23 protein-coding genes and 1 tRNA gene are annotated in these 24777 nt (G+C 58.4%); 7 read left to right on the forward strand and 17 right to left on the reverse strand.

Going from position 1 to position 24777, the window contains the following annotated elements:
* Positions 1 to 141: 141 nt before the first annotated feature.
* On the forward strand, positions 142 to 3033 hold the full coding sequence (locus tag ACMTA2_RS25160) for a ribonucleoside-diphosphate reductase subunit alpha (RefSeq protein ID WP_413792241.1): 2892 nt from the start codon (positions 142 to 144) through the stop codon (positions 3031 to 3033).
* 326 nt (positions 3034 to 3359) lie between these two features.
* Here ACMTA2_RS25160 and flgE read toward each other — a convergent pair whose 3' ends face one another.
* The 6 genes from flgE to ACMTA2_RS25190 form a co-directional block, all read right to left on the reverse strand.
* Complete coding sequence (gene flgE, locus ACMTA2_RS25165; RefSeq protein ID WP_413792242.1) at positions 3360 to 4658, reverse strand: flagellar hook protein FlgE; 1299 nt, start codon at positions 4656 to 4658, stop codon at positions 3360 to 3362.
* Positions 4659 to 4686: 28 nt separating this feature from the next.
* Complete coding sequence (gene flgD, locus ACMTA2_RS25170; RefSeq protein WP_413792243.1) at positions 4687 to 5409, reverse strand: flagellar hook assembly protein FlgD; 723 nt, start codon at positions 5407 to 5409, stop codon at positions 4687 to 4689.
* Between the two features lie 15 nt (positions 5410 to 5424).
* On the reverse strand, positions 5425 to 5868 hold the full coding sequence (gene flgC / locus ACMTA2_RS25175) for a flagellar basal body rod protein FlgC (protein ID WP_413792244.1): 444 nt from the start codon (positions 5866 to 5868) through the stop codon (positions 5425 to 5427).
* Between the two features lie 3 nt (positions 5869 to 5871).
* Positions 5872 to 6279: a flagellar basal body rod protein FlgB gene (gene flgB / locus ACMTA2_RS25180; protein ID WP_003204732.1), complete on the reverse strand. Its 408-nt coding sequence runs from the start codon at positions 6277 to 6279 to the stop codon at positions 5872 to 5874.
* A 362-nt stretch (positions 6280 to 6641) separates the two neighbouring features.
* The gene (gene cheR, locus ACMTA2_RS25185) at positions 6642 to 7469 is read right to left on the reverse strand and encodes a protein-glutamate O-methyltransferase CheR (protein ID WP_413792245.1); all 828 of its coding nucleotides are present in this window, start codon (positions 7467 to 7469) and stop codon (positions 6642 to 6644) included.
* 58 nt (positions 7470 to 7527) lie between these two features.
* Positions 7528 to 8454, reverse strand: a complete 927-nt coding sequence (locus ACMTA2_RS25190) for a chemotaxis protein CheV (RefSeq protein WP_413792246.1) — start codon at positions 8452 to 8454, stop codon at positions 7528 to 7530.
* Positions 8455 to 8532: 78 nt separating this feature from the next.
* Here ACMTA2_RS25190 and flgA point away from each other — a divergent pair, with 78 nt between their 5' ends.
* From flgA to ACMTA2_RS25210, 4 genes are all read left to right on the forward strand, one after another.
* Complete coding sequence (flgA, locus tag ACMTA2_RS25195; RefSeq protein WP_413792247.1) at positions 8533 to 9297, forward strand: flagellar basal body P-ring formation chaperone FlgA; 765 nt, start codon at positions 8533 to 8535, stop codon at positions 9295 to 9297.
* 172 nt (positions 9298 to 9469) lie between these two features.
* On the forward strand, positions 9470 to 9787 hold the full coding sequence (gene flgM, locus ACMTA2_RS25200) for a flagellar biosynthesis anti-sigma factor FlgM (protein WP_122569261.1): 318 nt from the start codon (positions 9470 to 9472) through the stop codon (positions 9785 to 9787).
* 47 nt (positions 9788 to 9834) lie between these two features.
* Positions 9835 to 10302 carry a flagella synthesis protein FlgN gene (locus ACMTA2_RS25205; protein WP_413792248.1) on the forward strand — a complete coding sequence of 156 codons (468 nt, stop codon included), beginning with the start codon at positions 9835 to 9837 and terminating at the stop codon, positions 10300 to 10302.
* Between the two features lie 92 nt (positions 10303 to 10394).
* Positions 10395 to 11141 (forward strand): flagellar brake protein, encoded by a 747-nt coding sequence (locus ACMTA2_RS25210; RefSeq protein WP_176689251.1) that lies wholly within the window; start codon positions 10395 to 10397, stop codon positions 11139 to 11141.
* Positions 11142 to 11203: 62 nt separating this feature from the next.
* Here the strand turns inward: ACMTA2_RS25210 and ACMTA2_RS25215 are convergent, their stop codons facing one another.
* From ACMTA2_RS25215 to ACMTA2_RS25245, 7 genes are all read right to left on the reverse strand, one after another.
* Positions 11204 to 12556, reverse strand: coding sequence for an MFS transporter (locus ACMTA2_RS25215; protein WP_413792249.1), 1353 nt, complete (start codon positions 12554 to 12556; stop codon positions 11204 to 11206).
* Between the two features lie 70 nt (positions 12557 to 12626).
* Positions 12627 to 13868, reverse strand: a complete 1242-nt coding sequence (locus ACMTA2_RS25220; protein ID WP_413795720.1) for a glutamine synthetase family protein — start codon at positions 13866 to 13868, stop codon at positions 12627 to 12629.
* Positions 13869 to 14188: 320 nt separating this feature from the next.
* Positions 14189 to 14881 carry a sensor histidine kinase gene (locus ACMTA2_RS25225; protein ID WP_413792250.1) on the reverse strand — a complete coding sequence of 231 codons (693 nt, stop codon included), beginning with the start codon at positions 14879 to 14881 and terminating at the stop codon, positions 14189 to 14191.
* Positions 14874 to 16481, reverse strand: a complete 1608-nt coding sequence (locus ACMTA2_RS25230; protein ID WP_413792251.1) for a response regulator — start codon at positions 16479 to 16481, stop codon at positions 14874 to 14876. The genes ACMTA2_RS25225 and ACMTA2_RS25230 overlap by 8 nt, the downstream gene beginning before the upstream one ends.
* 287 nt (positions 16482 to 16768) lie before the next feature.
* The gene (locus ACMTA2_RS25235; protein ID WP_413792252.1) at positions 16769 to 17215 is read right to left on the reverse strand and encodes an imm11 family protein; all 447 of its coding nucleotides are present in this window, start codon (positions 17213 to 17215) and stop codon (positions 16769 to 16771) included.
* A gap of 200 nt (positions 17216 to 17415) precedes the next feature.
* Positions 17416 to 18285, reverse strand: a complete 870-nt coding sequence (locus ACMTA2_RS25240; protein ID WP_413792253.1) for a hypothetical protein — start codon at positions 18283 to 18285, stop codon at positions 17416 to 17418.
* Positions 18286 to 18338: 53 nt separating this feature from the next.
* Entirely contained in the window at positions 18339 to 18605 is a 267-nt protein-coding gene (locus tag ACMTA2_RS25245) for a T6SS immunity protein Tdi1 domain-containing protein (RefSeq protein ID WP_413792254.1), read from the reverse strand.
* Between the two features lie 119 nt (positions 18606 to 18724).
* On the opposite strand from ACMTA2_RS25245, the gene ACMTA2_RS25250 reads away from it, so the two are divergent.
* A protein-coding gene (locus ACMTA2_RS25250; protein ID WP_413792255.1) for an IS3 family transposase occupies positions 18725 to 19887 on the forward strand; the annotation gives its coding sequence in 2 pieces (ribosomal slippage) (positions 18725 to 18977 and positions 18977 to 19887; 1164 coding nt in all).
* A gap of 171 nt (positions 19888 to 20058) precedes the next feature.
* On the opposite strand, the gene ACMTA2_RS25255 is transcribed toward ACMTA2_RS25250, so the two are convergent.
* The 3 genes from ACMTA2_RS25255 to ACMTA2_RS25265 form a co-directional block, all read right to left on the reverse strand.
* Positions 20059 to 20916: a hypothetical protein gene (locus ACMTA2_RS25255; protein ID WP_413792256.1), complete on the reverse strand. Its 858-nt coding sequence runs from the start codon at positions 20914 to 20916 to the stop codon at positions 20059 to 20061.
* A complete protein-coding gene (locus ACMTA2_RS25260; RefSeq protein WP_413792257.1) occupies positions 20913 to 22094 on the reverse strand; it encodes a hypothetical protein in 1182 nt (393 codons plus the stop codon). Before ACMTA2_RS25260 ends, ACMTA2_RS25255 begins: the two co-directional genes overlap by 4 nt.
* 223 nt (positions 22095 to 22317) lie before the next feature.
* Positions 22318 to 22394, reverse strand: a tRNA-Arg gene (locus ACMTA2_RS25265).
* Positions 22395 to 22918: 524 nt separating this feature from the next.
* Between ACMTA2_RS25265 and ACMTA2_RS25270 the strand changes: the two genes are divergently transcribed.
* Positions 22919 to 23245: an Arc family DNA-binding protein gene (locus ACMTA2_RS25270; protein ID WP_092169876.1), complete on the forward strand. Its 327-nt coding sequence runs from the start codon at positions 22919 to 22921 to the stop codon at positions 23243 to 23245.
* An 89-nt stretch (positions 23246 to 23334) separates the two neighbouring features.
* Here the strand turns inward: ACMTA2_RS25270 and mgtE are convergent, their stop codons facing one another.
* The gene (gene mgtE / locus ACMTA2_RS25275; RefSeq protein ID WP_413792258.1) at positions 23335 to 24777 is read right to left on the reverse strand and encodes a magnesium transporter; all 1443 of its coding nucleotides are present in this window, start codon (positions 24775 to 24777) and stop codon (positions 23335 to 23337) included.

Genomic DNA, 24777 nt, shown 5'->3' on the forward strand with positions numbered 1-24777 from the left:
TCGGATGGAAGCGGCCTTAAACGCCTGCTTCCTACTGTCCCGAAGTTGTTATGCCCGGCGCCAGTCGGTTGTAGTGCTTCAGGACGGAACGGTGGGCACCGTGATGGTGCCCAAACAAACATAGAGAACGTGGAGACACCCATGCACACCGACACAACTCGCGAGAACCCGCAGGGCACCGCGCCGCTGGCAGCCGATTCGACCCCGGATCTGGCCGCCACCGCGCCGGGCCAACTGCGTGTGATCAAGCGTAACGGCACTGTCGTTCCTTACACCGATGACAAAATCACCGTCGCCATCACCAAAGCGTTCCTCGCAGTTGAGGGCGGTACCGCTGCCGCTTCGTCGCGAATCCACGACACCGTGGCCCGCCTGACCGAACAGGTCACCGCGACCTTCAAGCGTCGCATGCCTTCGGGCGGCACCATCCACATCGAAGAAATCCAGGACCAGGTCGAACTGGCCCTGATGCGTGCCGGCGAGCAGAAAGTGGCCCGCGACTACGTGATCTACCGTGACTCCCGCGCCAAGGAGCGTGCGACCCGCTCCCCGGCCGACGCACCGGTCCAGGCCCACCCTTCGATCCGCATCGCCCGCGCCGACGGAAGCCTGGCGCCGCTGGACATGGGCCGCCTGAACACCATCGTCACCGAGGCCTGCGAAGGCCTGGAAGAAGTCGATGGCGACTTGATCCAGCGCGAAACCCTGAAGAACCTCTATGACGGCGTTGCCCTCAAGGACGTCAACACCGCGCTGGTGATGACCGCGCGGACCCTGGTGGAACGCGAGCCGAACTACTCCTTCGTGACCGCCCGCCTGCTGATGGACACCCTGCGTGCCGAAGGCCTGAGCTTCCTGGACGTTGCCGAGAGCGCGACCCACCACGAAATGGTCGACCTGTACGCCAAGGCGTTGCCCGCTTATGTCGCCAAGGGTATCGAGTTCGAATTGCTGAACCCGGTCCTGGCCGAATTCGACCTGGAAAAACTCGGCAAGGCGATCAACCACGAGCGCGACCAGCAGTTCACCTACCTGGGCCTGCAAACCCTGTACGACCGTTACTTCATCCACAAGGACGGCATCCGCTTCGAACTGCCGCAGATCTTCTTCATGCGCGTGGCCATGGGCCTGGCCATCGAAGAGAAGCAGCGTGAAGACCGTGCGATCGAGTTCTACAACCTGTTGTCGTCCTTCGACTACATGGCGTCGACCCCGACCCTGTTCAACGCCGGCACCCTGCGTCCACAGCTGTCGAGCTGCTACCTGACCACCGTTCCGGATGACCTGTCGGGCATCTACGGCGCCATCCACGACAACGCCATGCTGTCGAAATTCGCTGGCGGCCTGGGCAACGACTGGACCCCGGTTCGCGCATTGGGCTCGTACATCAAGGGCACCAACGGCAAATCCCAGGGCGTGGTGCCGTTCCTCAAGGTGGTCAACGACACCGCCGTTGCGGTCAACCAGGGCGGCAAGCGCAAGGGCGCGGTCTGTGCCTACCTGGAAACCTGGCACATGGACATCGAAGAGTTCATCGAGCTGCGCAAGAACACCGGTGATGACCGTCGTCGTACCCACGACATGAACACCGCCAACTGGATCCCCGACCTGTTCATGAAGCGCGTCTTCGATGACGGCAAGTGGACCCTGTTCTCGCCATCCGAAGTGCCGGACCTGCATGACCTGACCGGCAAGGCGTTCGAAGAGCGCTACGAGTACTACGAAGCGCTGACCGAGTACAACAAGATCAAGCTGTTCAAAGTCGTCCAGGCCAAAGACTTGTGGCGCAAGATGCTGTCGATGCTGTTCGAGACCGGCCACCCATGGCTGACCTTCAAGGACCCGTGCAACCTGCGCAGCCCGCAGCAGCACGTGGGCGTGGTCCACAGCTCGAACCTGTGCACCGAGATCACCCTGAACACCAACAAGGACGAGATCGCGGTCTGCAACCTGGGCTCGATCAACCTGCCGAACCACATCGTCGACGGCAAGCTGGACACCGCCAAGCTGCAACGCACCGTGAACACCGCCGTGCGCATGCTCGACAACGTGATCGACATCAACTACTACTCGGTGCCGCAAGCGAAGAATTCCAACTTCAAGCACCGTCCGGTCGGCCTGGGCATCATGGGCTTCCAGGATGCGTTGTACCTGCAGCATATCCCGTACGGTTCCGATGCCGCGGTCGAGTTCGCCGACAAGTCCATGGAAGCGGTCAGCTACTACGCGATCCAGGCGTCCTGCGACCTGGCCGACGAGCGTGGCGCCTACGAGACGTTCCAGGGTTCGCTGTGGTCCCAGGGCATCCTGCCGCTGGACTCGCAACAGATCCTGATCGCCCAGCGCGGCCAGAAGTACATCGACGTTGACCTGAACGAATCCCTGGACTGGGCACCGGTTCGCGCCCGTGTACAGAAAGGCATCCGTAACTCCAACATCATGGCCATCGCTCCGACCGCCACCATCGCCAACATCACTGGCGTGTCGCAGTCGATCGAACCGACCTACCAGAACCTGTATGTGAAATCGAACCTGTCGGGCGAGTTCACCGTGATCAACCCGTACCTGGTTCGCGACCTCAAGGCTCGCGGCCTGTGGGACTCGGTCATGATCAACGACCTGAAGTACTACGACGGTTCGGTGCAGCAGATCGAACGCATCCCGCAGGAGCTCAAGGCGCTCTATGCCACCGCGTTCGAAGTGGACACCAAGTGGATCGTCGACGCCGCCAGCCGTCGCCAGAAGTGGATCGACCAGGCGCAGTCGCTGAACCTGTACATCGCCGGCGCCTCGGGCAAGAAGCTGGACGTGACCTACCGCATGGCTTGGTACCGTGGCCTGAAAACCACTTACTACCTCCGTGCCCTGGCCGCCACCAGCACCGAGAAGTCGACCATCAACACCGGCAAGCTGAACGCTGTTTCCAGCGGCGGCAACCACGGTGACGATTCGGTCCTGGCTGCTCCAGCAGGTCCGGCGCCAGTGCCAAAGGCCTGCGCGATCGACGAGCCGGATTGCGAAGCTTGCCAATAAGCTGAGCGGGCGGGCGCTGCGAGGCGCCTACCTCTAAAGAAAGCCCCCGATAGACCGCTGGTTTATCGGGGGTTTTCTTTTGCCTGGGGGAAAGCGGCGCCTGGCTTCGCCACGGGCAGGCTCACTTCCACAAGGCAACGCATTCCCATGCGGGAGCGAGCCCGCTCGCGAAGGCGTCGTTCCATCCGCCAGGAACATGGGCCGGACCATCGCTTTCGCGAGCGGGCTCGCTCCCACAAGGGCAAACAGGCAAGACAAAACACCCGTCCAAAAGAAAGCCCCTCTTGCGAGGGGCTCCTTGTGCAGCCTTCAAGCCACTGTCGACATCAAGCCATCTGGATGATGGTCTGCATGATGGTGCTCTGGGTGGAGATGGTCTTGGCGTTCGCCTGGTAGTTACTTTGGGCCTTGATCAGCTCGACCAGTTCGTTGGTCAGGTTGACGTTGGACTCTTCCAGGGAGTTGGAGACGATCGAACCCAAGGTGCCAGTTTGTGGAGAATCGTAGCCAGGGATACCCGAGGCGAAGGTTTCCTTCCAGCTGGTGCCACCTACCGGCTGCAGGCCTTGCTCGTTGGTGAAGCTGGCGAGCGCGAGCTGGCCGATCGGCTTGGTCTGGTTGTTGCTGAAGTTGGCCAGCAATACACCGCTGCCGTCGATGGTCAGGTTGGTGATCTGGCCGGTAGCGTAGCCGTTCTGGGCGGGAATCGACCGCGCGGTGTCGGCATTGAATTGGGTGGTGTTGCCCATGGAGATCGTGATGGTCGGCGCGCTCGCGGCGCCGTTGGCGGCCCATACGCCGTTGGTCACGGTACCGGGAACCCAACCGGTCAATACCAGATCGCTATTGACCGTCGCTGGCGGAGTGGTGACCGTGGTCAACTTGCCGCTCGAATCGAAGTTCATGGTCGAAGGGATCGGCGCAGTAGCACCGGTCGTAGTCGGCAAGGTGCCATTCAGGTTACGGCCATCGATCAGCGTGTAGACATTCCAGGTGTTGCCGGCAGTCTTGACCATGTACTGGTCCATGGAATGCTGGTTACCCTGGGTGTCATAGACCGGGGTGGTGAATTGCTTGGTGAAGGTGGCCGTATCCGTCGGGTTGAACGCCGCAGTGATCGCCGTCGCCGTCGAGTTCAGGTTGATCGTCGAGGAAATCAGGCTGGTAGCACTTGGCGGCAGGTTCGAGGTGTCGATGCGCAGGTCGGTCAGGATCCCATTCTGGATCTTGCCATTGGCGTCCACACCATAACCTTGCAAACGCGCAGTGCCATCACTGTTGGTGATGAAACCTTCCTTGTCAGTCTTGAAGGTACCGGCACGGGTGTAGCTCAGGGAGCCGTCGTTGCTCAGGACAAAGAAGCCCTGGCCCTGGATGCCCATGTCCAGCACGTTGCCGGTGTTGTTGACGTCACCCTGGCCGAACTGTTGTGAAACGTTGGCCAGGCGCACGCCGTTACCGACGGTCTTGCTGCCCGAACCCAGCTTGGTGGCCGAGTAGACGTCTTCGAATTCCGCGCGGGACGATTTGAAACCGGTGGTCGCCACGTTGGCGATGTTGTTGCCGGTCACGTCCAGCTGTTTGTTGGCTGCATAGAGACCGCTAAGGCCGATGTTGAAAGACATGTTGACTCCTTTTGCCGGTTAGTCGGCTCTACATACCAATAGTTTGTACTTTGGACAGGGCGATGCTGCCCAGCCCGGCCAGGTTCAGCATCAGCTCACCGCCCGTCTGGCTGATGGTCACACTGCTGACCGTGGCCGGCAGGTTGGTGATCAGCGACGTGGCCTTGCCATCGATGGTGGTCGACGCGGTAAAGGTGTAGGTGCCCGATTCGACCGTCGTGCCCGCATCGTTCTTGCCATCCCAGATGAAAGCGGAGTTGCCGGCGTTCTGACTGCCCAGGTCGATGGTGCGAACGGTCTTGCCGTCCTTGTCCACGATCTTGACGGCGACGGAGGACACCGATGCCGGTACCACCACCGTGCCGTTGAGGCTCTTGGAGGTATCGACCACGGCTTTGTCACCCGGGGCAATGACCGAGCGGCCCACCAGCGAGGAGGCCTGCAAGGCCTGGGACGAGTTGTAGTTGCCGGCGATGCCGCTCACCGTCTCGTTGAGGGTGGTGATGCCTTCCAGGCTGCTGAACTGCGCCAACTGGGCAACGAACTCGCCGTTGTCCTGTGGCTCCAGCGGGTTCTGGTTTTTCAGCTGGGTAACGAGCAGTTGCAGGAACGCATCCTTGCCCAGTTCCTGGTTGCCGCTCGCCGCCTGGGTCGCGCTCCCGAGGCCATCGGAGGTGTTGTTGGTCTTGACCGAGGAGTTGGCCAGAATTTCGTTGAGACTCAAACCGCTGGTAGTGTTGGTGACGCTCATGTGAATCGCCCCTTATCACTGACCGAGGGTCAGGACCTTCTGCATCATGGCTTTGGCAGTGTTCATCATTTCGACGTTGGTCTGGAACGAACGACTGGCGGAAATCATGTCGGCCATTTCTTCGACGACGTTGACGTTCGGGTAATAGACGTAGCCCTTGGCGTCCGCGGCCGGATGGTTCGGCTCATAACGTGCTTCGAGGTTGCTCTGGTCTTCGACCACGCCAAGTACCTGTACGCCCTGCCCGGCCGCGTCCTGGTCCTGGAACAGCGAGTCGCTGCCGCCGGACTGGCCGCCCTGGAACATGGTGGCGAACACCGGGTGACGGGCGCGGTAGGTCTGGTCGATGCTCGACGAAACGGTCTCGGCGTTGGCGATGTTACTGGCGACGGTGTTCAGGCGAGTGGTCTGGGCACTCATGGCACTGCCGGCAATGTTGAATACGCTAGCAATCGACATGGCTTACTCTCCGCGCAGGGCCGATACCAGCCCTTTGAACTTGCTGTTGAGCAGGGTGAAGCTGGCCTGGAAGTTCACGGAGTTTTCCGCGTAGTTGGACTGTTCCAGTTGAGCGTCCACGGTGTTCTGGTCGATCGATGGCTGCATCGGCGTGCGATACATCAGCGACTCGTCGCCATTGCCCAGGCCTTCGGCTTCGATATGACGGCTGTTGGTCATGTTCAAGGCGAAGTGGCCGTTCTTGGTCTTCTCGTTCTGCTCGGCGAGCACTTTGGAGAAGTCCAGGTCCCGCGCCTTGTAGTTCGGGGTGTCGGCGTTGGCGATGTTGTTGGCCAGGACTTCGGCACGCTGGGCGCGGAAGCTCAGGGCCTGTTCGTGGATACCGAGCGCTTTATCGAAGCTGATGCTCATGTCGGAAACCTTTGGGTGACCAGAATGTACGTACGTTGGCTTTAGCAAGCGCCGTGCCACTTTCACAAAGCCCATAAACCGGGGCTTTGCGGGCAGCGGCAAGGCGGCAATGCCAGAAAAGCGGCAATCGGCTTCCGCAAGCTGCCGCTTTTCTGCCGCTTTCATCCAGGCAACAGAGGTCAAAAATGTGGGAGCGAGCTTGCTCGCGATAGCGGTGTATCAGTCAACATTGATGTCGCCTGCAATACCGCTATCGCGAGCAAGCTCGCTCCCACAAGGGAAAGGGGGAACTGATAGGGATTTGGCAGGCATAAAAAACGGGAGCCTGTAAGGGCTCCCGTTCTTTTGACTACATCCGCCAATCACTTCGCCTGGTAAATGATCCCCGGGCTGCACTGGACCATCTGGTAATGGTCCGGCAAGCCGTTCAGCGCTTCGGAGGCGCCGAGGAACAGGTAGCCGCCCGGCTTCAAGGTGCCGTGGATACGCATCAGGATGTCCTTCTTCACTTCGGCGGAGAAGTAGATCAGCACGTTGCGGCAGAACACGATGTCGAACTTGCCCAGGCTGGCGTAGCTGTCCAGCAAGTTGAACGAACGGAACTCCACCCGGCTCTTGATCGGCGCCTTGACCACCCACTTGCCCGGTCCTTTCGGGTCGAAGTAGCGTTGCAGGCGGTCCGGCGACAGGCCACGGCCGATGGCCAGGCTGTCGTACTCGCCGGTCTTGCAGTTATTGAGCATGGTCCCGGACAGGTCGGTGGCGACGATCTGCACACCGCCTTTCAACTGGCCGAGGTTGGAGCGCTCGAACTCATCGATGGACATCGACAGCGAATAGGGTTCCTGCCCCGACGAACAGGCCGCCGACCAGATCCGCAGGCGCTGGCCCGGGCTGGCCTTGATGGCAGCCGGCAGCACTTTGTTCTTCAGCACCTCGAACGGGTAGGTATCCCGAAACCACAGGGTTTCGTTGGTAGTCATCGCGTCCACCACCATCTCGCGCAAGCCGCTGCGCGGCTGGGTCTGGATACGCTGAACCAGCTCGCCCAATGACTTGAGGCCCTGTTGCTCCATCAATTTATTGAGACGGCTCGACACCAGGTATTGCTTGTTTTCACCAAGCAAGATGCCACAGGCTTTTTCCAGGAAGACCCGGAACTGTTCGAAATCCAAATTACCCGTAGACAAGATACCGCCTCTTTCATCGTGTTGACTTGCCGGGCGCACAATGCGCCCGACCTTCACTTTATTCTGCTGTCTTGATCCGGTCGACGACCCGGGACGCCAGGTCATCAGGACGGAATTTCGCCAGGAAATCGTCGGCACCGACCTTCTTGACCATCGCCTGGTTGAAAACCCCGGACAACGAAGTATGCAAGATGATGTGCAGTTTTTGCATGCGCGGATCGCTGCGGATTTCCGAGGTCAGGGTGTACCCGTCCATCTCCGGCATCTCGATGTCGGAAATCATCATCAAAAACTCTTCCTCGGGCTTCTTGCCCTCGTCCACCAGCTTGCGCAGGTAATCCAAAGCCTGCCGCCCGTCGTTCAACGCCACCACCTCGACGCCGACCGTTTGCAGGCAACGGGTGACCTGCTTGCGGGCCACCGACGAATCATCCACGGTCAGCACCCGCAGCGAAACCGCCTTGTGCTGCGTCTCGGCATCCACCACACCGACGGAGATCGTCTCCGGGGTGGGCGCCACTTCGGCGAGGATTTTCTCCACGTCGATGATTTCCACCAACTGGTTATCGACCCGCGTCACCGCCGTCAGGTAGTGATCGCGGCCGGTGCCCTTGGGCGGCGGATGGATCTCTTCCCAGTTCATGTTGACGATGCGTTCGACCGAGCGCACCAGGAAACCCTGGGTCTTGGTGTTGTACTCGGTGATGATCACAAACGGATTGCTCTGGTCCAGCAGACGCCCGGAACCGGTCGCCATCGCCAGGTCGAGAATCGGGATGGTCGCACCCCGGATATTGGCCACACCGCACACGACGGGGCTGGACTTGGGCATCAGGGTCAGCTTGGGGCATTGCAGCACCTCGCGGACCTTGAATACGTTGATCCCATACATTTGTTGGCCGTCGAGACGGAACAACAACAGCTCCAGGCGATTCTGACCGACCAGCTGGGTGCGCTGGTTTACCGAATCCATTACTCCCGCCATGCCCTGACTCCTACCTAACGCTAATGTGTCCGACGCGCATTCATCACTAAACGGCACGGGGCTTGCTATTGAACCGGCATGAACGCACAAACGACATTTTCTCGACGCCTGACCACTCACTGCCGCCACTGGCTCGGTGCATTGCTGGCTGCCTGCCTGCTCACTTCGGGCGGTCCTGCCCTTGCGGCGGTTCCGGTTACCTTGCCTGATCTCCTTATCGGCGTCACTCAGGGCTTTCTTGAATTCACCGTAGAAGACTATCTGGCAACCAGTCAAACCGAAGGTCGTTACGAAATCGAAGTCAACCAGCTGGACCCACGCCTGCGCATGCCCATGTGTGACAAGGAATTGACTGCTTCGCTGGAGAGCCCGGCCCGGCCCCTGGGGCGCGTTACGGTGAAGGTCCGTTGCGACAGCTCCGCGCCCTGGACGGTGTTCGTGCCCGCTCAAGTGCGCCTGTTCCGGGACATTGTCACCACCACGCGTCCGCTCAAGCGGGCCGGGATCGTCGAGCCCCAGGACGTGATGTTGCGCGAACGGGACATCAGCCAGATCACCCAGGGCTTCCTGACCTCTGTCGATCAAGCCATTGGGCAGAAACTTGTCCGACCAATGGTCGCCGATCAGGTCGTGACGCTGGTGCACCTGGAGCAGGCCGAGGTGGTCCGCAAGGGCGACCAGGTGGTCATCACCGCCCGCAGCGGCTCCCTGGCCGTGCGGATGCCCGGCGAGGCCCTGTCCAACGGCGGCATGCGTGAACAGATACGGGTAAAAAACCTCAATTCCCAGCGCGTCATCAAGGCGCAGGTGATGGCCCCAGGCCAAGTGGAAGTGGCGATGTAATGACCTGGTAGAGGAGGTAGAAAGCTGGCGCTTGATCCCGGTGTTCCCTAGACTGTGCCTTATGCAAAGGCAAGCGCAGACGTGCGCACGTTCATTGAATAAATGAGCCTAAAGTTTTTTTGGGAATGGCCGAAAACATGGCAAGCGTCCAAATACCCAGAGGTTTTTTACCATGGTCATCGATTTCAATCGTTTAAACAGCTCTTCACCGCTGACAGGCACTACGCGTACCAGCGCCACCAAGGAAACCGTCGAAACCGACAAATCCGCGCCGCTGTCCACGCCAGCCGAAAAGGTCAGCAACGGGGAGTCGGTACACCTCAGCAATGAGGCTCAGCAGTTGCAGAAGGTCACTGACAAGCTGCGCGATCAACCTGTTGTCGACAACGCCCGCGTGGCCGAGTTGAAAGCAGCCATCGCCGATGGCAGCTACAAGGTCGACAGCAACCGCGTAGCCAGCAAACTGCTCAACTTCGAAGCCCAGCGCTAGGCCGCCGCCTGCGCCAGGCTTTTGGACGCTAAGACCCAAGGCCAGCCATGCACGACACTCATTTATTGCAACTGATCATCGACGACTTTGTTCCAGCGCAACAATTGCTGGAGTTATTGCAGGCCGAATCCGTGGCACTGCACGGTCGCGACATGCCTTTGCTGGAAAACATCCTGGCGCAGAAACAGGCACTGATCATCTTGCTCGACCAGCATGGCCGCAAGCGCAGCGAGATCCTCGCCAGCCTCAACCTGCCCGCCAGCCATGACGGTCTTGAGCAACTGGCCGGCCAGTCGGCGATCGGCGATCAGTTGCGGTCCCAGAGCAAAGTGCTCAACGACCTGCTCGCCCAATGCCAGGCCACCAACGCCCGCAACGGCCAGTCGATCCAGATGCAGCAGGCCGCCACTGCCAACCAGTTGCGCATCCTCAATGGTGGCGAGATCCCGACGCTGTATGATGCCAGCGGTTCGACAGCCAGAATGGTCAAGCACCGTCCGCTCAGCCAGGCATGAATCGAACAATGCCTTCGCTCTATCAACGCGCGATACATGCTGGCAAAATGCTGGCTATTTGTAGTCGTATTTTGCCTGGAGATTGACCCACCGTGTTCAATGCCTCAAACGCGGATGATGCTCCGCAGCCCCCCAAGGTCCTTACCACGCCCCTGGAAATCTCCGGCAACCTGCGGATGCTGCAAGATAGCCATGACCCGTTGATCATTACCTTCCATGAACGTACCCAGCGCTTCCAGAGCTATCTGGTCAATGTCGATCGCGAGACCAACTCCATCGCCCTGGATGAAATGATTCCCCGGGATGGTGAGCGGTTCCTGCTGGCCGGCGAGCCGTTTCGCGTTGAGGGTTTCCATGACGGCGTGCGTATCGCCTGGGATGGCAAGGGCCCATTGACCATCGATGAGTCCAGCGACGGTCGCTGCTACCGCGGCGCCCTGCCCGACGAAGTGGTCTACCACCAACGTCGCAACGCCTTCCGCGCCGCCCTGAAACTGGCCCAACTGGTGAACGTTGAACTGGGTGGCGACAAGCTCAAGTCCCCCGTGGACGGCAAGCTGCTGGATATTTCCGCCACCGGTTGCAAGTTGCGTTTCGACGGTGACATCACCGAACGCCTGCAATTGGGCCAGGTGTATGAGCGTTTCATCGCGGCCCTGCCCTTTGGCAACATGACCGCCCCGGTCGAACTGCGCTACCTGCATTTCGAAGAAAGGATCAATACCACGTTCGCCGGCGTACGCTTCCACAACATCAGTGGCCTGGTGCAACGGCAGGTCGAGCGGTTCGTCTATCAGCTCCAGCGCGAAGCCCGGCGTTTCGATAAAGACGACCTCTGATCGTCGAACCATGAAAAACGGGCAGTCCCTTGCGGTGACTGCCCGTTTTTTTTATGCGTGCTTCAAGGTCTGGCCTGGGTAAAGCTGGGCGCCTCGGCTTCAGTTGCCGCCGCGGTTTCAGGGTCGGGTTCCGGTTCCACCTCCGGGCTGGCCGGTGCCTGCATCTGCTCCTGCACCACTTGCTCATCCACCCGCGGATCGAGGCACGCCACCAAAGGCGAACTCGACATGCTGTCTGGCATCGCCACGTGATGCAGCGGTGCGTCATCGACCTGATGCAGGTTGGTCACCGCTTTCGGCCGGATCCGCCACACCAGCACCAAGGCGAAGAAGGCGAAGAAGCCGTAGAGCATCTGACTGCCGAACATCTTCATCAACACGCCAGCCACCAGCGGCCCGATACTGGCGCCAACGCCGTAGGTCACCAATAGCATCGCGGTCAGGGACACCCTTCGATCCGCTTCGACGTGGTCGTTGGAAAACGCCACCGCCAGCGGATACAGGCAGAACTGGACCAGCGAACAGAAGAACCCGGCGACGAACAGCACCTCCAGCGGCACCGTCGGAAGAATCGCCAACGGCAGCGCACACACCGTCAGGACCAACGCAAAGCAGCGGATCAGCAGCGCCCGGTCATATCGATCGGACAGCCAGCCCAAGGGCCACTGAACCAGCAGCCCGGCGAAGATGCAGCTACCCATGAACAGACCGACCTGCTCGGTCGATAACCCTTGCTGAGAGGCGTACAACGGCGCCAAGCCATAGAACGAGCCGACGATCAGCCCGGAGCCCAGCACCGTACTCAATGACTGCGGCACACGCTTGATGAAGAAGCGCGGCTCCATGGGCGCCGGATGCAGCGCCGCCGGGTGAATTCGCCGGGTCAGTGTGACCGGCACCAGGCACAAGGCGAAGCACAGCGCCACCAGCATCAACAGCTCAGGCCCCAGGGCCGGGTGCATGACCAGAATCAACTGGCCCAGCACCAACCCCAGGTACGAGGCGATCATGTAGCCGCTGAACACCACCCCACGCTGCTTGGCGTCGGCCTGCTCATTGAGCCAGCTCTCGATGACCATGTACTGGCACATCATGCCGAGGCCGACGATCATCCGCAGCACGATCCAGGCCGGCAGCCAGTCCACCAGGCCATGGCCCAGCACTGCCGCCCCGACAATCCCGGCGCAGGCCGAATAGGCGCGGATGTGGCCGACGCGGGCGATCAGCCGATGGCCGATCTTGCCCCCCAGCACCAGGCCGAAATAGTTGGCGGCCATCAGCGCACCGACCCAGAGGCTGTCCACATGGTCGGCGGCCAGGCGCAAGGCCAGGTAAGTACTCAAGAGGCCCGAGCCGATCAACATCATCAGCGAGGCGAAATAAAGCGCTCGAAAAGGTTTCCAGATTTGGCGCATCGGCGTTCCGAGCGGCTCCTTGAGGTGAGTAAGGGCTACCTGTTGAAGATAGCCCGAATGCGACGGTTCGTTATGCCTGGGCCGCGAGGACACGTCGCTCCCAAGGCGTGATTTCGTCGAAGAAGCTGGTCAGCTCCAGGGTCTTGGAAGCGATGTAGCCTTCGATGAACTCCGCGCCGAACAGTTCCTTTGCCAGATGGCTACGCTTCAGACGCTCCAGGGCGGCATGCAAGGTACATGGCAGCGAAAGATTATCCGGCACGTCGAATTCGCCCTGGATCGCCGCGCTCGGTTCCAGGCGATGTTCGATCCCATACAGCCCGGCGGCCAGGCTGGCGGCGATCGCCAGGTAGGGGTTGGCGTCGGCCCCGGGCAAGCGGTTCTCGACCCGTCGGGCCACCGGCGAACTGGCGGGAATCCGCAGCCCGGCCGCACGGTTGTCATGGGACCAGCAGGCATTGTTCGGTGAAGCGAACGGATGGCACAGCCGCTGGTAGGAATTCACGTTCGGCGCGAACAACGCGGTGAAGTCCGCCAGGCAAGCTTGTTGGCCCCCGAGGAAATGCCGGAACGCGGCCGTCGGTTCGCCCGCTTCGTCGCTGAACACGTTGCGACCGCTGTCCGCCTCGACGACGCTCTGGTGGATATGCATCGAACTGCCCGGCGTGTGGGCCAGGGGCTTGGCCATGCAGACCACGGTCAGGCCGTGCTTGAGGGCCACTTCCTTGAGCAGGTGCTTGAACAAGAAGGTCTGGTCGGCCAGCAGCAGCGGGTCGCCGTGCAGCAGATTGATCTCGAACTGGCTCACGCCCATTTCATGCATGAAGGTGTCGCGAGGCAGGCCCAGCGCCGCCATGCAGGCATAGACTTCACTGAAGAACGGGCGCAGGCCGTTATTGGAGCTGACGCTGAACGCCGAATGGCCGTCTTCGCGACGTCCATCCAGGCCCATCGGCGGCTGGAACGGCTGGGTCGGGTCCGGGTTGGGGGCGAACACGAAGAACTCCAGCTCGGTCGCCACCACCGGCGCCAGGCCAAGGGCGGCATAGCGCGCGACAACCGCCTTGAGCTGGCCGCGCGTCGAAAGCGGGGAGCTTTCACCGCTCAGTTCGTCGGCATCACAGATGGCCAGGGCACGGGGCTGATGGCTCCAGGGTAGACGGTGGATCTGTTTCGGGTCGGCCACCAACGCCAAGTCACCATCGTCGCTGCCGTAGAAACGCGCCGCCGGGTAACCGCCCATGATGCATTGCAGCAGCACCCCCCGCGCCAGTTGCAACCGTCGGCCCTCGAGAAACCCTTCGGCGGTCATCACTTTGCCCCGCGGCACGCCGTTCAAATCCGGCGTGACGCATTCAATCTCATCAATGCCCGTCAATCGCTGCGCGAGTGAACGCTGGCCATCGGTCGTCATGACGCAATCCTTGTTATGTGCGAGCCGCGAACGGCAACCCGTACAAAATAGGCTCCGGCTGTTCGGAATATCAAGCATCCAGAGGCAATTAAAATGTGTGGGAGCGAGCTTGCTCGCGATAGCATCGGCTCAGTCAATATTGAGCTGACTGATACACCGCTATCGCGAGCAAGCTCGCTCCCACAGGGGATTTGTGCTGTTTTTTATAAAGCGCACGCTCAGGGCAGGTAAAGCCGGAACACCCCGCCGCCCAACACACCGCCATTGGCAATCTCGGTCCGCCCGCTGACGCCGCCACGCTGGTGCAGCCCGGCGATTCGCGCGGCGAAGTACAGGCCCAGCCCAGTGCTGCCGCTGCTGTGGTTGATGCCCTGCACATACTCGGCCTGACGCTCGATCATCTGCGGCGGATAACCCTCACCGTCGTCGTTGATGGTCAGCACCAGTTGCCCGGCTTCGTCACTCACACTGATCAGCAGCGCCTGGCGCGCATGGCGAATGGCGTTATTGATGCAGTTGTCGAGCACCGAGGCCACCAGCTCGCGGTCGAAAAAGCCCAAGGGGCTGAGGGGGTCGACATCGTAGGTGGCCATGATTCCGCGGCTGCGGAACACATCCTGATGCCCGGCCAGTTGCGCCTCGATGAAATCGTCCAGCTCATGGTAGGCCGGGTGCAACGGCAACTGGTTGACGCCAAGCTTGTACAGCCCCAGCAACTGCACCATGAGGCCATTGAGGTGGGCGAACTCGAACTCGATGACACCCTGCTCCGAGGTCTGCCGCTCGGATTCGGGCAGGCGTTCGAGCCATTGCCCATGCGCCTGCATGAGCAAGGTCAGGGAGTTTTTCATGTCGTGCACGGTCGACGCGATCACCGTGGAAAAATCGAGGGCCTGTTCGCTGTCATTCATCGCCAAATGCCTTGCTTCGCAGTTTTTGATAACGCGCAAAACGCGCATCGGTGTCGGGCATCATGCCCACCAGTTTCAGGCAGGCGCGGCACTCCTGCAGCAGTTCCGACTCCACGCTGGTGTCGGTGCCATGCAGCAGCGATTGCGCCATGTTCAGGGCAATACTGATGTTCTTCGGTTGCATCTTCAGCGCGCGGCGGAACAGCTCCCGCGCCTCCGGCAATGCGCCGGTCTTGTAGACCCGCACGCCTTCGCGGTTCAACTCGGCGGCGGCATTGCCCTGATTGAGGATGTTCGGGTCGTCGGTGAGCTTGGCAATGCCTTGCATCACCGTCGGGTCATCACCGTAGATTTCCGCGCAGTTCTTGAGCATCGACTCGCCGGCGCTGGTCTGGCCGAGCATCTGCAACTGCTTGGCCACCAGCAACGCGGCCTCGGCGCTCATGAACTGCTCCATGCCATCAAGGCGCTGCAAGGCTTGCTCGGTAAGTTTCTCGGCGGTTTCGGCATCGTTGAGCAACAGGCTGGTGGCCTTCATCAGCCGCGCCCGGACCTGCAACCCCGGGTCGTTGAGGTTCTCCTTCGCCACGGCGCTGAGGGTGGTGTTGATCTCCAGCCGGGTGCGGGTATCGAGGCCTTTTTCGCTGCCCTTGCTGATCAGCGCGTGGGCCAGGCCGAGGTTGCTTTCCGGATCCTTGAAGCGCGATTGCGCACCCTGCCCGACCGCCTGGCGATAAGCCCGGGAAGCCGTGTCGTAGTCTTCGTTGGTCATCGCCAACTTGCCCAACAACGACTGGCGACGCACCGCCAGCGGCGACAGGCGCACCGCCTCTTCCAGCACGTGCTGCGCCTGTTTGGTGTCACCTTCGGCCATCAACACTTCGGCCATGCCGTCGTACAACGCCGGCATCATTGGAAAGACTTTCAGGGCCTTTTCATAAACGGCCTTGGCCTGCCCCACCTGGCCACGCCTGAACATCAACTTGCCCAGCCCCGCGTAGGCCCACGGCAACGGGCGATCCGCGATGATGGAGTTGTACAGTCGCTCCAGGGCCTCGTTCTGATTCAGGTCGCGCAACGCATCGGCCCGATAACGCAGGCACAACGGCCCGTAGCGCGGGTCCTGCTTGCACAAGGCGATGCAGGCATTGAGCACTTCCATCGGCTTGCCACGATCGAGGGCTTGCAGGATCGGCTTGAGCAGGGTCTTGCGCTGCTCGAGCCGCTCCAGCCGCTGGGCCAGGCCGGAGCGGTTGAACGGCTTGGTCAGGTAGGCATCCGGTTCATGCTCCAAGGCACTGAGCACCATCGCCTGGCTGGTCTCGGCAGTCACCATGAGGAACACACTTTCATGGCTGATCAGCTTCTCGAGCATCAGGTCTTCGAGCACCTGCTGGCCATTCTTGCGCCCATCGCCCAGGTGATAGTCCTGCAAGATGAAGTCATAGCGCTTCTGCGAGCACATGCGCAGCGCCACTTCACCGGTGTCGGCGGTGTCCACGTCCTTGACGCCCAGCTCACGCAGCATGGAGCGGATCGAACTGCGGAAATCCGAGAAATCATCGACGATCAGAAAACTTTTTTGGTGGTACGCCAGCATCGAGGATGTCCAGGCAAGTAAGAAAATAACCCAATGGCATAACAACGAAACGCCGTGTCACAACCCCGAGGCGCGCAGATGATAGCCACCAGCCAGCAACGTTCAAGGGATTTCAGTAATCGCTTGGTTTGGCTGTGTCGTGACGCACATTGCGAGCCAAAACGCAGGAGACAACCGGGCTCATCGGGTTATCGGCAGCAGATGGCGTTCCGTTAAGAGGAAGGTGCGGGAGAAGCCCAGTGCGGAGAACCAAACCGTGGCGAGGTCAGGCTTCATCCCTCAACCAATCAGCAAATAACTTCACCCTCACCATTCACATCCTCCAATAGCATGCCTCTGAGACCCGCACGCTCCAGCCGAAGCTTCACATCCTCGCTAACGATCAATGCCCCCAAGTGTTTCTTGATACGAAAAATATGTTTTCCCTGGACCTTGGCAGGATCAATGACGAGATTCAGAAAAACGCTGTATTCGCCAGCTCGATCAGGTCGCACGGGATCATGGACCTCATATTTTTTGAAAGCGGAGCGTGATTCGTCTACGCAATCCAATTGGGTCTCGACAATCATCACATAGTAACGATCATGAGCTTGCTCGCCTGCAACCGCCACAGGCTCGAGCACGACATTCATATACGGTTCATCAACGTCGGGAACGCCCAACAATGCATCCCTGGCTTTTTCACTCAAGACCGGCACAGAGGCATAGCCAGCCAAGGAAAAATCCAGACTCACACCTTCCTCACGAACCTCAAGGGCGTAGGTACACGGTTCCATGTACTCAGAAGGGGGTCGATGAAGAGCCAGTTGTTGCAGTGTTTTATATCTCCCAAATGCCAACGTTCAGGAAACTGCACATCTTCCCGCAACAAGTAATACTTCATTTCAGCTCACCGCGTGTCGTTGCTTCACTGAAAAAAGGGTCGCGCCTACGTTTAAAGCCCGAAGAAACGCTCGTAGGCCGTCTCCACCCGGACAGCAAGCTGATCAGAAATGATAACCAGGTGTTCTAGCGCAGCCGTCTCTGCGGACAATAAAGGGCTCGACACCGCTGGAGCAGTTAAACCTAGCTGCTGTCGGACCTGGAAAATCGCGTGGACCTCCACAGGCAACCAATCGAAAGGCGCATATTTGAATTCAGGGTCCCACGCCCCACCGCGGTCTTCCGCGTGGGTGAGGTGATATTGACATAGCTCTTCCAGAGCATGAGCCAGCCCTTGTTCATCTGTCCATTCGTCTATCACGTTTTGATAAATCCCCAGATCCATCGACTTGATCTCTGGAAGCGTCTCTCCTTGCGAATAGACTGAATAAAGCCAGAGCATGAAAGGCTCGAATCGACGCCGTTCAAGATAGCTGGAATCCACGGCGCCATTGATAGTCAGCATTCCGGCCAGCACATCGGCTACGGACGTGGCCAGATCTCGACGATCAGCCACTATCAATCCGGCTAGCAAGCATCCAGCAATGCTCAATTGGTTAGTCAAATTGGGGATGGTTTTGATGCCTTGAAGAAAACTCGTTTTTGAGAAAGTCTTGGCGTTGAGCATCAGCGCCCAATAACGGTACATCATCGAGCGCGAGACGTCTTCCCAGCCAGAAGCCTCTCCATCACTGACCGCGACTTCGCCCCGAATGCCGTAATATGTCGCCAGCATCCCCAACGAGTCAGCCACATTGTTCAATCCGTTTAATGAGTCGCTGGCAAGATCCTCATCAATATAGCCAAGCTCTTGAGCCATCAGGCCTTCCGACTGGGAAAGCCAACGACGGTGCCGATCAAGCCGGACATTGATTTCATCCATTTCGATACACTCCTTTTACACCAGCAGGACGTCCTTCCGCTTACCGTGCTCACTCAGGACCGCATCTGTCGAAGGATCGTTAAGTGAACCTCTAAATTGCACTTAACCAACTGATCCAGCGAAGCCGTCCCTCCAAAAAACAATGCAGGCTCAAAGCCATAGACCTCACGCTCGTCAAGTGCACCCAACTTCTCCAGCGCCCGCTCAAATAGAAACTCACCTTGATGATCCTCCAGATCATAACGCTCCTTATCAGACATAGCGAAAAATGTCTGAAGGGCGAGATCCGGATCTTTATTAGGCGTTTTCAGCTTATTCATCAACGCGACGATAGACCCCGTCGGACATGAAACTACAATTTTCTGATTGTATTTCTGTAGTGGTCTAATGAAACCGGACACCCATTTAGGCGAGAATGCTCGCCAGAACGAGGTGTCAGATGACCAAACAACGCCGTACCTTTTCCCCTGAATTCAAACGCGAGGCTGCCGACCTCGTTCTCAAGCAGAATTACAGCTTCATTGAGGCCAGCCGCTCGCTTGGTGTCGGCGAGTCGGCTTTGCGCCGATGGGTCGACCAGGTGCAGCAAGAACGCACGGGCGTCACCCCGCAGAGCAAAGCGCTGACTCCGGAGCAGCAGAAAATCCAAGAGCTGGAAGCCCGAATTGCTCGCCTTGAGCGGGAAAAGTCGATCTTAAAAAAGGCTACCGCGCTCTTGATGTCGGAAGATCTCGAGCGTTCGCGCTGATTGACCAGTTGAGCACCCACGAGCCGGTTGATTGGCTGTGCAAGGTGTTTGAAGTGACCCGCTCGTGCTACTACGCTCGGCGTCTCAGGCGCCGCACACCGGATGTAGAACGCCTTCGACTGCGCAGTCAGGTGAACGAGTTGTTCACCCAAGGCCGGAGTGCTCCCGGTAGCCGTAGCATCATGGCCATGATGCAGGACGACGGCGAGCAGATCGGGCGATTCAAGGTGCGCAGCCTGATGCGCGAGTTGGAGTTGGTCAGCAAGCAACCTGGATCGCATGCTTACAAAAAGGCAACGGTCGAGCGGCCCGACATTCCTAATATTTTGAACCGGGAGTTTGATGTGCCCGCTCCTGACCACGTCTGGTGTGGCGATATCACTTACATCTGGGCTCAAGGAAAATGGCAGTATCTGGCGGTTGTGCTAGATCTTTTTGCCCGCCGTGTTGTGGGTTGGGCGTTGTCGGGAAAACCGGATGCGGACTTGGTCATCAAGGCCTTGGACATGGCTTACGAGCAACGAGGGAAGCCTCAAGGTTTGCTGTTCCACTCCGACCAGGGCTCGCAATATGGAAGCCGGAGTTTTCGCCAGCGCCTTTGGCGATATCGCATGCGTCAGAGCATGAGTCGGCGAGGAAATTGTTGGGATAATGCGCCGATGGAGCGGGTGTTCAGGAGCCTGAAAACCGAGTGGATACCGACCATGGGCTACACGACGGTCCAACAAGCTCAGCGGGATATCAGCCATTTTTTGATGCACCGGTACAACTGGATTCGACCGCACCAATTTAATGGTGGGCTGCCACCGGCTCAGGCCGAGAAAAAACTTAACGTCGTGTCCGGGCTTAGTTGACCACTACACTACCTCAACCGAACTGACATTCACGTGTAAACCCGATGCAAAGTTGTTGGGCAAGCTCGCTGAAGCCATCACTAAGCTCAAGAGCGAAACGCAGGCTGGAACTAACCCAGCAGCGTAAACCCAGCCTTCAGCAGACTCCTTATGCAACCTGAGCGCCCTTCCCTAACCATTAGGATCGGCGCTTTTTTCTAGCTCAAAAATGAAGTTCATATCTTCGGCGTTGAAGTGCCACAGGTCAGCTACTGCCTTAGCTGGCGAAGCACCCAGAAGATCGGCAGCTGGTGAGAAAGTGGACGCATACAGATGAATGAAATGCGCAAGGACATGGATGCTGATTTGGATACCTGCCGAGGCGAGTTTGGCTTGGTCGCTGGTACTTTGGGCCTGCCCGATCTGCATTGCACTTATGTAATTACTGTGCGAATAGCCACACAGGTGACTGTACACATTGTCAAAATACAATTTATGAAATCCCGCTCGTACCGCTTCGCTACCCCATGACCACCCGACCCTCCAGTTCCCTTTCTTCAGCTCTTTGATCTCCTTTACTGAGTAAGAGCCGAGAAGAGGTGACGCCTCGATAACCTGGAGCAGTTCCATCTGCTGGACCTTGGCATCAGACTGTTTAACGCGCCCCTCATCTGTTGATGGGTTCAAATTCACTCGATCCGTGAGACCAGCGTATTGCCACAGCGCATGCCTGAATTGGGACAGTTCAGCAGGACATCCGAAGATCCAGTGCAGGGTCAGAAAGGTCTCAACAGATGCACGAGCAAGAATCGAGACCGATCCCTGATCGATGAATTCAATACTCTTGCCCGTAGCGCTTTGAAAAACGCACCCACTGGATAGGCTTTTCGTAGAACAAAGCTGCTTGAAAAGTTTAATTGAGAGCGTTTGAATGTCGTTTAACCATCCCATACCTGGAGCGATGGCGCACGCAGCACGAGCATCGATCATAGCCACCATCAGTTCGATGAGGACATTGAAGTCACTATCAAAATCCCTGAAATTTGTCATCCGCTAACACCCAAATATCTGGAAAGACGCTTCCTTACGGAAAATATGGTAAGCGGCGCATCAAACCTAAAATCAACAACCTCAACACCATTTTCAGTACAGAGCCTACGTTTTAAGGCATCTCTTTCAACAACTCGCAGATGTGCCTCTTCACCACCGAAGACAGCAAGGGGTCGGTAGTGCTGCTCTCCATGATGCTCAACGGCAAGCCGCTGCTCCGGTAGGTAGATGTCGAGGCGCATTCTGCCAAGCCACTGTGGTGATGCTTCGCGAAGAACCTGGTTGTCAGGAAAAATCTCCCTCACTAGGCCGTAGAGCGTCGATTCACGCCGCCATCGACTCAATCCCAAGAGATGCATGACCTCGGCGCGAGCGGTTCTCTGATCTACATTCAGGTCGAACATCACTTGATCGAGATAGCTTTCATAATTGGTCTCGATGCTAGGGCCGTACCTGTCGTTCTCAGAAAGAGTCCGAGCCAGGCACAAGTGGCACAGGCCCGCTGTGTAGTCGCAAGTAGAAAGGTACTCACGTAACGCGGACCTGTGGTATCCACCAGTATCCATATTCGCCATAGCATTCACATGGAACGCCCTGGAACACTCACAGAGGTTTCGCTCGCCGGAAAGCATGTGATCGAAAGACACGATTCTCAGGCCCCATGAGCTAGATAAGGGGTCGAGGTTCGATATGAGCGGCTGGGCTGGCGGTGATTGGTGCAAGCGGCTCAAAACAGCTTGGATGACATCTGAACCAAGCTTGATGTGATTAATTCGTACCGTGTGGTTCGTCTGCCTCTTCAAATCCTTCCGCTTAAGCTGATGAGCCCTGGAAACCCCTCCCCCATACACGATAGGGAGCAAGTCGAGAGACTCAGATATAAGCTCGATCTGATCGAAAGCATGGGCTGGGACAGTAGCAAGCGTGATCTCTGGATACCAGGTCTCGTATCCACTACTAAGAAGGGCCGGCAGCGAAGCGTAACGCTGCTTGAAGTACATCGAGTGGAACTTGACCTTCGGCGGCTTGACCAGGGTGTTCGAGAACGCCGCTACGAATCGCTCGTGCAAATGAGCTTCCAGAGCACGCTCTATTGCAAGCACAGGAGTCATACCAGGAGCAGCTAGGTCTTGTACGATTGAGTCAACAAGGCTCATTCCGTTGAGTGACACTTCCATGGCGTTTTCGCGAGGTGGCCTGAATTGTGGGCAGCATGAGCCTGATGCCTTTCTGCATCAATAGAGGAAGTAGTATTGGCACCTACCTGTCAGCCATTGAAGGCATCCCATGGGGCAGGGGAACGATGGGAACAGAAAGAGAAGTAGTGACCATAGTAGTTACCAAGCTTGACTATCGAAGTCAGTCACTACTAACAAAATCGGCTGAAAGCCTTGAGATATATGGTGTCCCAGGGCAGGTTCGAACTGCCAACCTTCCCCTTAGGAGGGGGATGCTCTATCCAATTGAGCTACTGAGACACGAGTCGACCACGAGGAACGTGGTGCGAGAGACGGCGTGCATGTTAACGACCTACCTTGCGTTTGTCATGTCGTCCCTGTTTTTAAGTGTAGGCAAATAGTACCGCTGCAAGACAGACAACGCCGTAGCGCCCCCACGACCACCATTCATCTGCCCCCAGCTTGGTCATCCTAGTAAATCGGCCATTTGCCACTATCCTTGTACAAGACAGGGACGGCAGGCGTTCTGGTCCATTTCCGTTATCCGCCAGACGGTATGGCACATCGACACAATCCGGCGGTCACAAAATGCGAACCTGTTGTTTTTTCTAACCAGTCCGCATTTTTTGATGAAAGGTGCTGGCATAACGCCTTTACCCGGATCAGAATTTGTCACAGAATTGGCGCCAATGATCTGGCAATTTTGAGGCATGATGCGGGCCTCTTAACAATTCAGGTTGAACATTTGGCAGCAGCGCTTGTCCTATCGACATCCTGCGGCCAATCCCGAAAACCGCTCCCCTGAACTAACCGGTTAAATAAATATGCGCCCAATGACAAAGGCAATTTATTCCAGCCGTACGGCTGACAAGTTCGTCGTACGTCTGCCAGACGGAATGCGTGAGCGCATTGCCGAGGTGGCTCGTAATCATCACCGCAGCATGAACTCTGAAATCATTGCGCGCCTAGAGCAAAGCCTGATTCAGGAAGGTGCATTGGGTGAAGAGTTGAGCATGCGCCTGGACAGCCCAGAGCTGTCTTTGCATGAGCGCGAGCTGCTTCAACGCTTCCGACAACTCTCCCACCGCCAGCAGAACGCTCTCGTTTCGCTGATTGCCCATGACGTAGAGATGGCCGCAGACGCGACCTGATCACAACCAAAATACTCAAGCCAGCCTCGTGCTGGCTTTTTTTTGCCTGGCATTTGACCACTCCCACGCGGAGCGTGGGAGTGCACCGATCAGAGCAGGAAAATCGTCGCCAACCCCAGGAAAATAAAGAACCCGCCGCTGTCGGTCACGGCGGTAATCATGACGCTGGCCCCCATGGCAGGATCACGCCCCATGCGGGCCAGGGTCATGGGGATCAAGACCCCCATCAATGCCGCCAACAGCAGGTTGAGCGTCATCGCGGCCGTCATGACCACCCCCAGCGACCAACTGCCATAAAGCAGGTAAGCCACCACACCAATCACTCCACCCCAAATCACGCCGTTGATCAAGGAAACAGCCAGCTCCTTGCGCATCAATCGTGAAGTATTGCCGGTGCTGACCTGGTCCAGCGCCATGGCACGGACGATCATGGTGATGGTCTGGTTACCGGAGTTGCCACCAATACCCGCGACGATGGGCATCAGCGCCGCGAGGGCCACCAGCTTCTCGATAGAGCCTTCGAACAGGCCAATGACCCGAGAAGCGACAAAGGCCGTGATCAGGTTGATCGCCAGCCAGGCCCAGCGGTTACGCAGGGACTTCCAGACCGAAGCGAAGATATCTTCTTCTTCGCGCAGACCGGCCATGTTGAGGACTTCGCTTTCGCTTTCCTCACGAATCAAGTCAACCATTTCATCGATGGTCAGACGGCCGATCAGCTTGCCGTTCTTGTCGACCACCGGTGCAGAAATCAAGTCATAACGCTCAAACGCCTGGGCCGCGTCGTAGGCATCTTCGTCCGGGTGAAAGCTCACAGGGTCGCTGGCCATGACCTCGGCCACCTGTTTTTCCGGGTCGTTGACGAGCAGACGCTTGATGGGCAACACGCCCTTGAGCACGCCGTCGTAGTCGACCACGAAAAGCTTGTCGGTATGGCCAGGCAGTTCCTTGAGGCGACGCAGGTAGCGCAGGACCACTTCAAGGCTGACATCCTCGCGGATCGTCACCATCTCGAAGTCCATCAACGCACCGACCTGCTCCTCGTCGTAGGACAACGCCGAGCGCACACGTTCGCGCTGCTGGCCGTCGAGGGCTTCCATCAGTTCGTGGACGACGTCCCGTGGCAGCTCTGGCGCAAGGTCGGCGAGTTCGTCGGCGTCCATTTCCTTGGCGGCCGCCAGCAACTCGTGGTCATCCATGTCGGCGATCAGGGTTTCCCGAACCGAGTCCGACACTTCGAGCAGGATGTCACCGTCGCGATCAGCCTTGACCAATTGCCAGACCGTCAGACGCTCTTCCAGTGGCAAGGCTTCAAGAATGTAGGCGACGTCGGCGGAGTGCAGGTCATCGAGCTTGCGTTGCAGCTCGACGAGATTCTGCCGGTGGACCAGGCTCTCGACCCGGTCATGATGCGGGCCTTCCTGGCGATGCGTCAGGTCTTCGACGACCCGCTGGCGCTGCAGCAGCTCAACGACTTGAGCGAGACGATCCTGAAGGCTTTCCTGCGTTTTTTTTACTTCTACTTGGGTCAT

This window comes from Pseudomonas medicaginis (genome assembly GCF_965119365.1).
In the GTDB taxonomy this organism is placed as follows: domain Bacteria; phylum Pseudomonadota; class Gammaproteobacteria; order Pseudomonadales; family Pseudomonadaceae; genus Aquipseudomonas.

Bases quoted from the DNA above. Each gene is read 5' to 3' on its own strand.
- ACMTA2_RS25270 (WP_092169876.1), top strand. From the start codon at position 22,919: ATGCGCCCAATGACAAAGGCAATTTATTCCAGCCGTACGGCTGACAAG.
- ACMTA2_RS25245 (WP_413792254.1), bottom strand. From the start codon at position 18,605: ATGAATAAGCTGAAAACGCCTAATAAAGATCCGGATCTCGCCCTTCAG.
- ACMTA2_RS25220 (WP_413795720.1), bottom strand. From the start codon at position 13,868: ATGACCGCCGAAGGGTTTCTCGAGGGCCGACGGTTGCAACTGGCGCGG.
- ACMTA2_RS25225 (WP_413792250.1), bottom strand. From the start codon at position 14,881: ATGAATGACAGCGAACAGGCCCTCGATTTTTCCACGGTGATCGCGTCG.
- ACMTA2_RS25230 (WP_413792251.1), bottom strand. From the start codon at position 16,481: ATGCTGGCGTACCACCAAAAAAGTTTTCTGATCGTCGATGATTTCTCG.
- flgB (WP_003204732.1), bottom strand. From the start codon at position 6,279: ATGAGCATCAGCTTCGATAAAGCGCTCGGTATCCACGAACAGGCCCTG.
- ACMTA2_RS25215 (WP_413792249.1), bottom strand. From the start codon at position 12,556: ATGCGCCAAATCTGGAAACCTTTTCGAGCGCTTTATTTCGCCTCGCTG.
- ACMTA2_RS25255 (WP_413792256.1), bottom strand. From the start codon at position 20,916: ATGACAAATTTCAGGGATTTTGATAGTGACTTCAATGTCCTCATCGAA.
- flgC (WP_413792244.1), bottom strand. From the start codon at position 5,868: ATGTCGATTGCTAGCGTATTCAACATTGCCGGCAGTGCCATGAGTGCC.
- ACMTA2_RS25190 (WP_413792246.1), bottom strand. From the start codon at position 8,454: ATGGCGGGAGTAATGGATTCGGTAAACCAGCGCACCCAGCTGGTCGGT.
- flgD (WP_413792243.1), bottom strand. From the start codon at position 5,409: ATGAGCGTCACCAACACTACCAGCGGTTTGAGTCTCAACGAAATTCTG.
- flgE (WP_413792242.1), bottom strand. From the start codon at position 4,658: ATGTCTTTCAACATCGGCCTTAGCGGTCTCTATGCAGCCAACAAACAG.
- ACMTA2_RS25260 (WP_413792257.1), bottom strand. From the start codon at position 22,094: ATGGAAGTGTCACTCAACGGAATGAGCCTTGTTGACTCAATCGTACAA.
- ACMTA2_RS25240 (WP_413792253.1), bottom strand. From the start codon at position 18,285: ATGGATGAAATCAATGTCCGGCTTGATCGGCACCGTCGTTGGCTTTCC.
- ACMTA2_RS25160 (WP_413792241.1), top strand. From the start codon at position 142: ATGCACACCGACACAACTCGCGAGAACCCGCAGGGCACCGCGCCGCTG.
- ACMTA2_RS25205 (WP_413792248.1), top strand. From the start codon at position 9,835: ATGCACGACACTCATTTATTGCAACTGATCATCGACGACTTTGTTCCA.
- mgtE (WP_413792258.1), bottom strand. From the start codon at position 24,777: ATGACCCAAGTAGAAGTAAAAAAAACGCAGGAAAGCCTTCAGGATCGT.
- flgA (WP_413792247.1), top strand. From the start codon at position 8,533: ATGAACGCACAAACGACATTTTCTCGACGCCTGACCACTCACTGCCGC.
- flgM (WP_122569261.1), top strand. From the start codon at position 9,470: ATGGTCATCGATTTCAATCGTTTAAACAGCTCTTCACCGCTGACAGGC.